At 63.5% G+C, this 11568-nt stretch carries 11 protein-coding genes; 6 read left to right on the top strand and 5 right to left on the bottom strand.

Annotation, left to right across the window (positions count from 1 at the left end):
- Positions 1-99 precede the first annotated feature (99 nt).
- The 5 genes from AB0M45_RS32895 (at position 100) to AB0M45_RS32875 (ending at position 5877) form a co-directional block, all read left to right on the top strand.
- Positions 100-1338 carry a YcaO-like family protein gene (locus tag AB0M45_RS32895; protein WP_364337216.1) on the top strand — a complete coding sequence of 413 codons (1239 nt, stop codon included), beginning with the start codon at positions 100-102 and terminating at the stop codon, positions 1336-1338.
- A gap of 53 nt (positions 1339-1391) precedes the next feature.
- Positions 1392-2732: an MFS transporter gene (locus AB0M45_RS32890; protein WP_364337214.1), complete on the top strand. Its 1341-nt coding sequence runs from the start codon at positions 1392-1394 to the stop codon at positions 2730-2732.
- The gene (locus AB0M45_RS32885) at positions 2729-4195 is read left to right on the top strand and encodes an MFS transporter (RefSeq protein ID WP_364337212.1); all 1467 of its coding nucleotides are present in this window, start codon (positions 2729-2731) and stop codon (positions 4193-4195) included. The genes AB0M45_RS32890 and AB0M45_RS32885 overlap by 4 nt, the downstream gene beginning before the upstream one ends.
- A 65-nt stretch (positions 4196-4260) precedes the next feature.
- The gene (locus tag AB0M45_RS32880) at positions 4261-4842 is read left to right on the top strand and encodes a hypothetical protein (protein WP_364337210.1); all 582 of its coding nucleotides are present in this window, start codon (positions 4261-4263) and stop codon (positions 4840-4842) included.
- A 75-nt stretch (positions 4843-4917) separates the two neighbouring features.
- The gene (locus AB0M45_RS32875) at positions 4918-5877 is read left to right on the top strand and encodes a hypothetical protein (protein ID WP_364337208.1); all 960 of its coding nucleotides are present in this window, start codon (positions 4918-4920) and stop codon (positions 5875-5877) included.
- Between the two features lie 95 nt (positions 5878-5972).
- Here AB0M45_RS32875 and AB0M45_RS32870 read toward each other — a convergent pair whose 3' ends face one another.
- Positions 5973-6155, bottom strand: coding sequence for a hypothetical protein (locus AB0M45_RS32870; RefSeq protein ID WP_364337206.1), 183 nt, complete (start codon positions 6153-6155; stop codon positions 5973-5975).
- Between the two features lie 832 nt (positions 6156-6987).
- Here AB0M45_RS32870 and AB0M45_RS32865 point away from each other — a divergent pair.
- Complete coding sequence (locus AB0M45_RS32865; RefSeq protein WP_364337204.1) at positions 6988-7698, top strand: hypothetical protein; 711 nt, start codon at positions 6988-6990, stop codon at positions 7696-7698.
- Between the two features lie 182 nt (positions 7699-7880).
- Here AB0M45_RS32865 and AB0M45_RS32860 read toward each other — a convergent pair whose 3' ends face one another.
- From AB0M45_RS32860 to AB0M45_RS32845, 4 genes are all read right to left on the bottom strand, one after another.
- Positions 7881-8168, bottom strand: coding sequence for a hypothetical protein (locus AB0M45_RS32860; RefSeq protein WP_364337202.1), 288 nt, complete (start codon positions 8166-8168; stop codon positions 7881-7883).
- 3 nt (positions 8169-8171) lie between these two features.
- Positions 8172-8447: a hypothetical protein gene (locus AB0M45_RS32855; RefSeq protein ID WP_364337200.1), complete on the bottom strand. Its 276-nt coding sequence runs from the start codon at positions 8445-8447 to the stop codon at positions 8172-8174.
- Between the two features lie 304 nt (positions 8448-8751).
- Complete coding sequence (locus AB0M45_RS32850; RefSeq protein ID WP_364337198.1) at positions 8752-9210, bottom strand: hypothetical protein; 459 nt, start codon at positions 9208-9210, stop codon at positions 8752-8754.
- 287 nt (positions 9211-9497) lie between these two features.
- Positions 9498-11114 carry a hypothetical protein gene (locus AB0M45_RS32845; RefSeq protein WP_364337196.1) on the bottom strand — a complete coding sequence of 539 codons (1617 nt, stop codon included), beginning with the start codon at positions 11112-11114 and terminating at the stop codon, positions 9498-9500.
- Between the last annotated feature and the right edge of the window lie 454 nt (positions 11115-11568).

Raw genomic sequence — 11568 nt, 5'->3', positions numbered from 1 at the left:
GCGCTCGGGCGGTGTAACCGCCCGAGCGCCATTCGATGGCCGATTCTCGTCGGGCTCGACGGAGGGAGTGGGTCGTTGCGGGTATTGAACACTCGCCATATGGCGCCGGAGAGCGCAGTCGGTGTACTGCGCGAGGAGTTCGATCGCGAAGCTCTTTCGGCACAACTGATCACCCGGTCCGAAACGCGGACAAGTGTCGTTCGATGCCTGCTCCGCACCCGGGACAGCAGCGTGGTGGCCGATGCTTCGGGGCGCGGAGCCGGGCCGCAGGCCCACGCCAGTGCACTATTCGAGGCCTGGGAGAACTTCTGCCACAAGTCCGGCTTCGACGCGTTCCGGGGTAATGCCGATCGGATGCGGTTGATTCCGGCGAAGCGAATAGCGGATCAGCCCGCACTGCGTGGAGACGCCCTCATTCCTCGGCTTGCCGCTGAATTCCCGGATGCGCGGATCGCTTGTTTGCGGTTCGATCCGATTCATGCGGGCACCGATGCACTGTGGTATCCGGCATTTGCGCGATTCCCCTGGTTTTTGCAGTATCCCATACCCGGCGAAGACGTCGGTTATCACTCGTATTTGCGCTATTCGACGAATTTCGGTACGGCTGCGGGTGTGTCGGAGCCGGAGGCGCTGCTGCACGCGCTGCTGGAGGTCATCGAAGGCGATGCCTTTTCTCTGTCCCTCCTGGACTGGTGTACCTCCGCCGATTCGGTTGCCCGGACGGTCGACCCGGTCGACCTCCCGCACGACCTTCGGCAAATGTGCGAACAGATCGAGCACGCCATGGGATGCTCCCCGCTGATCTGTGAGATAACGACGGATATCGGGGTGCCGTCCTACTGCGCACTGCCGTCGCGTCCCACCTATGTGGTGTCCGGGGGTGCGGGCGCATCCACGACACCCGGTTACGCGGTCGAACGTGCCCTGGGCGAACTTCTCCAGACTCATGTGACTCATTCCGAGCAGCCCGAACGCCTGGCTCAGCTGCGCCGTAAACTTGGTCGTCTCGAATCCTGGCCTGTGCTCGAGCGCTGTATGACGCTCGATGGCACCCATCTTTCGGAGAAGAGCCAACCGGTACCGCATCGGCCGTCGGGATGGTGGGATCCGCCACCGGTGTCCGTGGAGTCCCAGCTCGAGACCGTGGCTCACGCTCTGGGAATGGCTGGCATGTCAGGCTATTACCTGCGGTGGAACTCCGTGGAATCGGCAGTTCCGGTCGTCACCGTACTCGTTCCGGGCTTGGAGACCTTCTTTCTCAGCCGTACCGGTGTTCCGGTCCTGCCGACCGGCAGGGGAATCCACACATTGCCCGCACTCGCCGGCGACGGCCGGTAGCTCGCTGCCGATTCCTTCGCGCCGAACGGTGCGGATCCGGCGCAGGACGGCTGATGGGTGTGAAAGGTCGGTGGCATATGTGGTCGCAGGGGTCCGAAAGGCGCTGCGGCGCACTATGGCGCCAGCGCGACTTCCGGCTGTTCTGGTTTGGCGAATCGGTCAACCAGATCGGAAACTCACTGGCTGTTGTGGTCATGTCACTGCTGGCGGTGACGGTGTTGGACGCGACGCCCTTCCAGGTCGGTCTGCTTGCGGTACTCAGGTACCTGCCGTGGCTGCTCATCGGGCTTCCGGTGGGAGTCTGGATCGACCGGCTGCCTTCCGGAAAGGTCATGGTTGTCACGGACCTGGTCGCCTCGGCATGTTTTGCCAGTGTCCCCGTGGCGGCCTGGCTGGACCTGCTGACCATCGAGCATGTTCTGGCGGTCGCATTCCTCTCGGGAACGGCCGCTGTGTTCTTCGATACCGCCTATCAGGTCATGGTCCCGGCGGTGGTGGACTCCGCCGACCTGATGGAAGGAAATGCGAAGCTCCGTGGCAGCCAGAGTGTTGCTCACCTGGCCGGCATCAGCCTGGGCGGCCTACTCGCCCAAGCCATCGGCGCGGCAACCGCATTGCTGGCCAATGCGGCGAGCTTTCTGGTATCAGTAGCCTGCCTGGTGCGCATTCGCGACGTGCGTTGTCGGCGGTCGGACAGCCGGGTACATCCTTTGTCGAGTGAGCGTCGGCAGCCGCTGCGGCGGAGCATTGCCGATGGTATCGGGTTCGTCGCAACGGATCCGTATCTCCGACCCATCACCGGTTGGACCACAGTGTCGAATTTCGGGCTGGCCGGATATGACGCGCTGATCATGCTTTTCCTCATCCGCGAGGTGGGTGTGGGGCCCGGTCTGGCCGGACTCCTGCTCACCACCGGGGGTGTCGGCGCCATTCTCGGTGCACTGCTGGCCAGGCGTATTGCCGCCGGTTTCGGAACGGCCCGTAGCCTTCTCCTGTGCGGCTTGGTCCTGAGCCCTCCGGTTCTGCTGGTGCCGCTCACGTCACCCGGGTTCGGAGTGGTGTTCTATGTCATCGGCATGCTGGTGTGCATTACCGGCGTCGCGATGAGCAACGTCATCGTCGCCAGCTTCCGGCAGTCGTATGCCCCGGCTGGAATGCTGGGCAGGGTGACGGCGACGACACGGGTCCTGCTGACCGGGACGGCCCCGGCCGGCGCCCTGGCCGGTGCGATGCTCGGTACTCGGCTGGGTACGAGAGCGGCGCTGTGGATCATGCTCGGCCTGGTCGCGTCCGCCGGAAGCATCCTGTTGACCCGCGCCTTCGTTGGACAGCGCGACCTACCGCGGGCAGTCGTGCCGGCGGCACCGGCCGCGTCGGGGGCGGCAGGCCTGTGATCCAGCAGAGGAGTACCGCTACCGCCCCCTCGTCGTCCGGTGTGCTGTACCGGCACCCCGATTTCCTGAAACTGTGGGGTGCCCAGACGATCAGCGTCGTCGGCACCCGAATCACCGAACTGGCACTTCCTTTGACCGCCATCGGGCTGTTCGGCGCATCGGCGTTCCAGGTGGGTCTGCTCGCTGCCGCGCACTATGCCCCGTACCTGATCATCGGCCTGCCCGCGGGTGCATGGGTGGACCGGCTCCGGCGTAGGCGGGTGATGATCGTTGCCGATATGGTGCGCTTCGGTGTCCTCCTGACGGTGCCGATCGCCGCGGCTACCGGTGTGCTACACCTGTGGTTGCTGTATCCCGCCGCCATTGCCGTCGGGATGATGAGCGTATTCTTCGACCTGGCCTCGCAGGCATATCTTCCGACGCTGGTCGGCGCCCGGCGCCTGGTCGAGGGGAACACCAAACTGCAGTTGTCGCGCACGGCGGGTGATCTGATCGGACCCGGTATCGGCGGCATACTCGTACAGTGGATCACCGCACCGTTCGCGATAGTGGCCGATGCGGTGAGCTACGTATTCTCGGGACTGGCACTGCTACTGATCCGACAGCCGGATCCGCTACCGCCGCGGAACACCGATACCGGGATGATCGCCGAGATCGTGACCGGGTTGCGAGCTGTCTTCGCCGATCCGCTGTTGCGGCCGCTGCTGTTGGCGACCGGTGTAGGGAATGCGTTCGGGTTCTTCGGCATGTGCCAGGCGGTGCTGGTGCTGCACTGCATTCGTGAGCTGCAGGTGTCGCCGATGGCTCTGGGCATCGTGCTCGGTGCCGGCAACGCGGGGATGCTCGCCGGCTCGCTGCTCAACCGCCGGGTGACGAACCGCGCCGGGATCGGGCGGGTCATAGCGGGTGGAGTGCTCTTGGCTGGTACCGCTCTGTCGATTCTGGCGATGGCACCTGCCGGGCCGATGGCTCCACCGGTGCTCGCCACCGGTCTCGCGCTGGTGGGAGCGGGTGTCGCCGTGGCCAGTATCAATCAGGTCAGCCTCCGTCAGTCGGTGACCGAACCCCACGTGCTCGGCCGGATGACGGCGACCTTTCGTGTCGTGAATTATGGTGCCATCGCGCTCGGCGCCGCTCTCGGTGGGATACTGGCCGGGCCGATCGGACTGCGCGGTGTGCTGTGGCTGGCGGCGGCGGGAGGCACCCTGGCCGTGGTGCCCGTCCTGCTGTCACCGATTCGCGCACTGCGCACTATTCCCGCCGCGGCTGACAAATCACCACATACGGGTTGCGGCGCCACCGGCGACGCGGATTGTGGCGTTCATCGGCCGTGCGTGGCCCTCGGCTCCGACAGCCGAAGCGGCACGGGCAGAACTGGGCTGGAAGCCCCGCCACGACTCCCACCTCAGCTGTTGGCAAAGAATCCCTTTCGGCAATGCGTGGGCCGGTCACATCGGCAATGATTCCTCGGTACTGCTCTCGACCTGAGGATGCTGGTGTGGACAAAGTTGACCTAGAGGAAGATTCGATGGATTCCGAACGCACCGTCGGCGAGGTCGCGAACCTGATCGTCGAACTCGGCCTTGTCGACCAACACACGCCCAAGCTGCAGCGCTTGCTCACGAAAGACCTCGATGAGCCGCTGAGCAGGTACGGTCACACCGACGTGAGTGCTGTACTCGGTCTACTCCAAGAGCTCGGAATCCTATACACCTTCGACTACAAGACGTTTCGCGGCATCGGAGAATGCACCGACGACGAACGGCGGGAGTGGTACGAGTCCGAGCTGCAGTCGATCGCCGCCTGCAGCCGCGGCATGGTGACCATCACCAACGTCCGGCTGGTCGAGGACGACGACGGGAGATGGGAACTCGAGTTCAAGTGCAACCGCACCTACCAGTACTGGCCGATTTACCCAGGTTATGATGACGAGGACATCGAAGCTGGGATCGTCTTCGCGTCCTTCGTCCGCCACCTTCCCACGGGCACCGTCGAAAAATTCTGTTCCGTGGACCCCCAAATCTTAGGCGTCAGCGGGGCGGATGTTTTCGGCGACCCGAAGGCGCTCAATCGGCTGGGTGCGCATTTCGGACTTACGTTCATCGCATAGTGGTTTCTTCGCCGTGAATCTCTTATTAGTTATGGACCTTTGGTCCAATGTAGTCGAAATCAGATAGGAGGCAGCGTGGGAGCGAAGACCGCGATGCTGGTCCATGCCGATACCGATCCGATCCCGGTGTTGCGGTCCACGCCCGTGCTCGACCGGGTCGCGGCGAATGAAGCGGCGACGCAATTGTTTCCGGGGCGATCGATCGACGTTGTCGAGAACCGTCTTCTGGGTGAACTCGGGATCCCTGATCGCGGACTGGTCTATATCGGTTGTTATCCGGGTGTGCGGATGGTGTGCGGATCCGGTGTCTACACCGAGCTGCCGTCGAGGCTTCCGCCCCATCTGATCGACGCCAAGCCGGGACGACGGGTCTATGCCCATTCGATGTACAGTGTCACCGACTCGCTGGCATTTGCGCTGTGGGAGAACGACATTCTGACCAGATCGCTCAGTCTGTCACCGGATGCCGGTGTGCGCGAAGACGTCGGCGAGCCGCTGTCGTTCGAACAGCCCTACTGGGCCGGTGAGTGTCCGGTCGACGCACCTGAATACCGTCTGGACTTCCATCCGCTGGAACTCGGCGAGGATGCCTTGCGGTCGTTCTTCGGATTCGTCCTGGAAGGTGTGGCCGGCCCGGGGGAAGCTCAGGCGTTGGCGGTCCCACTGTGCGGATTTCTGCTCGGTCCGCCTGGTTCGGCGCCGGCCGCCGGGGCATCGGTGCGCGTGGTGAGCGAGAACGGCGCCTGCCGGGATGATCCGTCTCGGGACATGGTGTCCGCAATGCTGAATGATCTGACCGCGCCGAATAACAACTATCTGATCCTCGATCGGTTGGACGCCGAGCAGGTCTACATCCAGACCTACCGACATGGTGACGGCAGTTTCGAACTGGAATATCGTGACGGCGGCCCGCACGCTCATTTCCAGACGGTGGTGGCCTCTGTCGCGGAGGTCATCACGGCATTCACCGGTTGGATGGACAACGAGCCTCGGTGGCGAAACCAGTTCAGCTGGACCAAACTCGAGGGGAGTTAGATCATCGGCCGGACCGCTCGTCGGCCGTTCGTCTGGGTCCACGTCGATGCGATGTCGTATCCGTGGTCGAAGAGCCCGGTTCGCGCGCAGTGGTTTCAGCGCTGGCTGCCGAGGCCGTGCTGCTGTTTGTGAACGCGGCGATTGCCGCCACCGGTCGGTCCTGCGCGTCGGCGCTCGAGGTATTCGATACGGTTCTGGTTCAGGGCGAGGACGCCTGCGAAGAACTCTTTGAAGTTGGTATACGAGACGCGCTCGATGCCTTCAGCCAACCAGATCACCCGGCCCGCCTGTCCTCCGCTCCGCACCGTGCAACGAGCTCTTCCCCACAGTCCGCAGCGACCGGATAGACGTTGTCTGCGGTGATCGAGGAGTGCTCGAAGCGCAGCTGGTCGGCATGGTGACGGAGCAGTTCGGCGGCGGCACGATCGGGGGAATTGCCGGCGATCCACCCCGAGCACTGTCAGGCCAGGTTGAACTGGCGGTGAGCGGGTCGGCGCCCGTCGCATGGTGTCCCGCTGCAGCCGGCGTGGGCAGACTATTCCGAGGACTGGCCATTCATCGATATCCGGGTGGACTGGGCTACAGTCCCATAGCTCAGCCGCGATGACATCCGGTCCGGCACTACATCGCCGCCCGATGGGGTGGGACCGCTGGCGAACCCGGGCCACGAGGCCGAGCAGTCCGGGGCGACCGGCGTATGGGCTTGTATTTCCGCTCAACCGGCCGAACCCGGTAGATAATTGAAGAGAATGTAAGCAGCCGGGTATGCCGAGAAGACTTGCACTCCCTTGATAATCACGATCACGTCCGTTCGAATAGTCTCCGCATATGCATCCCCGCACGCTTCTGGCCATCACCTTGACGATCGTATTTCTGTTGGTGGCCAACACGTACTCGGGCTTCGCGCTGTATGCCTTCACCCGGGGACCCCGGGTGGAGGCGCAGGTGGTCCGGTGTTCGCATGGGAAATATCCGAGGTGCTCAGGGTGGTGGCTCCTGCCGAACGGCAGCACTGCCAGCGGTGCTATCGCCGGTGCGACTACATCCGACCTCGGCACGACGATGGACGTCCGTCTTGCGCCGCTCGTCGGCGCGTACAAGGACAGCCCATTGACTTTGTGGTCTCGACTGTTCTGGGCGATCGTCGTCGATCTGGCCAATGTCGTCGCCTGGGCCGCGGTGGCGGTCCTGATTGCCCGGGGGCGCCGCACGGCCCGCGCCTTCGAACAGCGAACCGACCTCGGTGGTGAGCTGTGGTGTGCACACGCGTCGGAGATCACCGACCGCATCGGCAATCGTGTCTGGGTGGGCCACAAGGCGCGGCGTCACCGGATCACCCGGCGTCGTCTGGTGTCGCTCATCGCCGCGGAGGCCGGAATGGAGTTCCGGGTACGGGCCGAGGACGGCATCCTCCACCTCGATCGACGCGATGGTACCGCGGCAGGGCGGATCGAGGCCGACCGCTGCCCTGGCACCCGCCTCGGCTATACGGTCTACGACGGAGCGGGTTCCGCCCGCGCTGTCATTGCCAACACCAGTGTTGCCGACTCGTCGTGGGCGGTCACCGGCACCGACCAAATCCTCTACGCCCGCTTTGTTCTCGCGGTCGGCGGGCATCGCTTGGCCTTCGAACCGGAGGTTCCCGCAGAGCTGCGTCCGCTGCTGGCGGCATTCTTGCTCGACTACGGGCGAATGCTGCTCGAGGCGGGATCCGGCCCGGTATCCGTCGCCGACCTCTACCGGCGCACCGGCGCAGGATTGCGATCGAATTCGCTCCCTCGCCGCGGGATTCGACGAGGTCGGTCACCTCGTCGCAAGTAGCGGCCTTGGATACGCGAGAAGCCGGAAACGAGATACCCGGATGACCTTCCGGAGCTCAGCGGGTAGCGCGGTCAGCTGTTCTGATTCGCGCCACAGGTGGTGTTGCGTCTGCACGCCATGAGCTGCGGTGACGGGGTCGATCGGCGCACAGTTCTTTTCAGACACCCGAGGTGTTCGCCCATCTACAGTTGCGCCAGCTGACCACCGCCCATGCCGGCCGGTTCGGCACCCTTGTGCGGGTCGGCATTCCGCCTGGATTTCACCGCCGAGGACCATGGTTGGCCGAGGTCGGCGAGTAGATGGAGTGGGGCCAGATGCACCAGGTAGTCGTCGGGTGGGTGATGGCGGTGCAGCCAGCAGAGTTGGTGGGCGTGTTCGACGGTCAGGTTGATCAGGCGGACGCGGCAGAGGTGTTCGGCCAGCGGCCCGTCCGCGTGGACGAGTAGGTCGGGGTGCAACTGCTCTGGCATTCGTTACTCCCACAGGTCGGCGCACGGCAGCGGAGGCAGGTGTGCGTCGACGGTGTCGTCGACGACGATCCGCAGGTCGAGTTCCGAATAGCGGCTCGCCAGCAGGTCGGCGATGTTCTGGGCTTGTTCGGCTGTGGCCTGATAGTCCAGCGTCAGTTCGCGGAATTCGATGTGGATGTGCCGGATTCGGCGGGGTGGGCGGTACCCGCGCGCTTGCGGGCCGATGTCGTCGGCGTGAGCTCGATGGTGGGGTTCGTCATCGCCGGATGCGGCGCTCATCCGCTGGATCACCGTGGCTTGGTTACGGACGGCACGACGCGGCCGGCGTCGATGAGCTTCTCGGACATACCGATACCGATAGAGGGTTGGTTGTGGTGTGAAACGCCTTGCTGGGCAACGTCGTCCAACAACGGAAGGTCATCATGGAGTGGGGGTATCGGCTGATCAATACCGCCTCGCCGTCGAGAAAGTCGACGATATGCTGATAGACCCTCGAGCGGATCACGCTTCCATGTCCGGGTGCTGCCACCCGGACATGGAAGCGTGGTTGCGTGCTACGTCGGTCAGCTGCGGCCCTTGGGCGTTACCCCTTACGCAGGTACGGGGCATCCGCGTTACGCACGGAATCGTCATTGTTGTTGACACTTCTGACTTCGAAGCGGTACTTGGTGCCCGGTTTGACGCCTTCGGCCACCGTGAGCCATTTATCCTTTTCCAGCGTCGTGAATTCCCCGCACTTGCTGCCGGGACGCAGTTTCTTGTCACCGGAGTTGTCGTCCCGATAACATACCTGAACCTTGGCATTCGCGGCGCTCTTGGACAAAGAATTTACCTTGATGCTGCCGCCGCAGGCGGCGGTCGTCTCGAACCAGCCGTCGTTGATCGGCGAGACCAGGTGACCCGCAGGCTTGTTTTCCGCCTTCTCCACACAGTCCTCGGCATGCGCCACGGCTGGGGTGGTGATCGCGAGCATCCCTCCGGCCAGTACCATTCCCGCCACCGCGGCCGTCGCGGCCGCGGTGCGCCGCACAGTGTTTCGCACGAAACTACCTCATTTCATCGCTTTGATCGAATCCGAAAGAGATCATTGCCGATCGGTCTGACCTATGCACCCACCGAACGTTGATTTTACGATCGGTTGAGCTGTCAGCGATCAACCTCGCAGCGAGCCGGCATGCTGCTCGTCAGAGGACGAGATCGGTCGCCTGATCCCAATCCAGGCGGATGCGGATCGGCAGGTCGACGGCCATACCGTCACCAGGTTGGAGTTTCCGGTCGAACAGTAGTGCTCCGCTCGCCGATCGAGGAAGTACAGCTCGATTCCGGTCACTACGTGTTTCGAAGCCGATCGGCGAGTTGTGCCTCGTATAGGGAGCCGGGTGTCAGCCCGGGCTTATTGGTCCCTTCCACATACCCGGTCTCATAGCCGGAGTACCAGTTCTCGCCGGTGACTGCGCCCGTTGTGCCGATCGCGAAGTTCTGCGAGGTCGGCGGAGCCTGTACACACACCTTTTTGCGATTGTCCACCGTACAATTCCACGCCACACTGGTCACGGAGGACCAGCCATGGCCATCGCCATTGCCCTTGTCGCCTCGATTGTGCAGAGATAGCACCCAATCCCACTCGCTCCGGCTGCGCAGTTCCTTCACGTTGTCGTACAGCAGCCCCTGGCTCCATCCGTTATGGCCGCCGGACTCGTTGAGGCCATCCTCGCTGGTCCCATTGAGCCACACGATGCCCGAGCACGTGCTCATTCCGGCAGCAATGAAGGCATGGCGGGCCTTATTGGCCTCCACGTCGCGGAAAAGGACCTGCTGGGCGTAGATATTCGCGCTGAAACTGTATCGCTTCCTGCCTTCGACCACTGAGCGCGGTTCGCGAGCCCGAACGCCCTGGACGGTGACCCGAGAACTGTGCGTTACGGCAACCGCCGCCCTCGAGAAGTGCAGCAGTGTGGCGTCCTTGACCCATGCGTCCTCGGTCCAGTTGAGGTGGATGCAGTTCTGCGGATGGTCCTCGTTGAACTCGGATGGATCGTTCATGTCGATACGAAGATTCTCCACTCCGACATTGCGGACCAACCCCTTCCGGTTCCAGACCCAGACGGAGCATTGCGACTGAGACCGCCGGAGGTTATTGAAGACGGGGGCGCAGATGACAATGTCATTGCCGACGATCTCCTTGATGTACCTGTTGTACATGATGGGCTTGGTATTGGGTTCCCAAGGCGCATCCTTTATCACGCCCCCACCCTTGATCGCGTCGGTCCACTCCTGAGTGTGGGGATGGTCGATGATGATGTTGTCACCGACCTTCAGGTTGGCTGTCGATGCCAGGGTCATCCGGTTCTCGCCCGCCTCGACGAGACTGGATGTGATGCCGGTTTCGGTGCCGGGCACCTTCGACCTCCATCCGCCGTCCGGGCCGCCTACCCGTAGGACCTCGGTGGCCGAGCCTCCGCCAGTGCCGGTGATCACCGTGTTCGCTGAGTCGTCGTCCCATTGACCGGCGCCACGCAGCACGACCCCGTCGTGCTGCATTACGATTGTGCCGGCGACCTTGTAATGGCCGGCCGCGAGGCGAAGCGCACCGCGGAAACCATTGGCGCCCAGTGGCATCGCGCCTACCTCGTCGAGAGCGGCCTGAATGTGCGCGGTGTTGTCACCGCTGATCGGGCCGATCTCCTTGACGACCGGCACGGAAGGCAGCGGCACTTCACCATTGCGATACCCGGCCCAGCTGAAGTCGGGGATCTTCTTGCCCCGCGGATCCTCTTTGTAGACGAGCCGACCGTTGGCATCCGGGTACACAAGCTGCGAGTGCCATCCGGCCGCGTGGGCAGGATCGGGGGAGATTGTACTGCGAACCAAGGGCGTCACAGCGCCCGCGACCATCGCGCCACTGGCGATCCTGAGCAGATCACGACGCGACAATGGCCTGGGCATGGTTGCTCCTTACGAGGCGATGATCGAACTCGGTAAGGCTACCGATGCAAGGACGTTTCGGGCTCACAGCGGAGCTCAACGAATAGTCAAATCTCCAATTATGCCGGATCCGATCGCACCGTGCTCGGCTTACCTTCGGCTACTTGGCCGTTCGATCCGGATCAGCGCGAACGTATCCCGGGTCTGTGCCAGCCGGTCGGCAAATATGTCGGGCTCGTTCGGCTGACTCGATGTACAGCGTGCCGGCACTCTGTGCCAGGGCAAGCGCCCGCGCGGGGTCGCGGTCGTGCCACAATTGCGCGGCTCGGTGGCAGCAGGCCGTCGGGTCCGGCGGCTGTGCTCCACCGCCTCCGTACGGTGTCCGGCCCGCGCGAGGTGCAGACCGTGATCTGCCAGTGCACCCGCCAGGAAAGCGGTGTCGCTCGGCTGATTCTCGGAGGGGAACGATGCGGTA

Origin of the sequence: Nocardia sp. NPDC051787 (genome assembly GCF_040681325.1) — a bacterium.
In the GTDB taxonomy this organism is placed as follows: domain Bacteria; phylum Actinomycetota; class Actinomycetes; order Mycobacteriales; family Mycobacteriaceae; genus Nocardia.
The sequence above is the reverse complement of the archived record's forward strand: the minus strand, read 5'-3'. Positions and strand labels throughout refer to the sequence as shown.

What these genes read in the sequence shown, in the direction of transcription:
- AB0M45_RS32890 (WP_364337214.1), top strand. Translation starts at nt 1,392, where the DNA reads ATGGGTGTGAAAGGTCGGTGGCATATGTGGTCGCAGGGGTCCGAAAGG.
- AB0M45_RS32855 (WP_364337200.1), bottom strand. Translation starts at nt 8,447, where the DNA reads ATGAGCGCCGCATCCGGCGATGACGAACCCCACCATCGAGCTCACGCC.
- AB0M45_RS32895 (WP_364337216.1), top strand. Translation starts at nt 100, where the DNA reads ATGGCGCCGGAGAGCGCAGTCGGTGTACTGCGCGAGGAGTTCGATCGC.
- AB0M45_RS32860 (WP_364337202.1), bottom strand. Translation starts at nt 8,168, where the DNA reads ATGCCAGAGCAGTTGCACCCCGACCTACTCGTCCACGCGGACGGGCCG.
- AB0M45_RS32880 (WP_364337210.1), top strand. Translation starts at nt 4,261, where the DNA reads ATGGATTCCGAACGCACCGTCGGCGAGGTCGCGAACCTGATCGTCGAA.
- AB0M45_RS32845 (WP_364337196.1), bottom strand. Translation starts at nt 11,114, where the DNA reads ATGCCCAGGCCATTGTCGCGTCGTGATCTGCTCAGGATCGCCAGTGGC.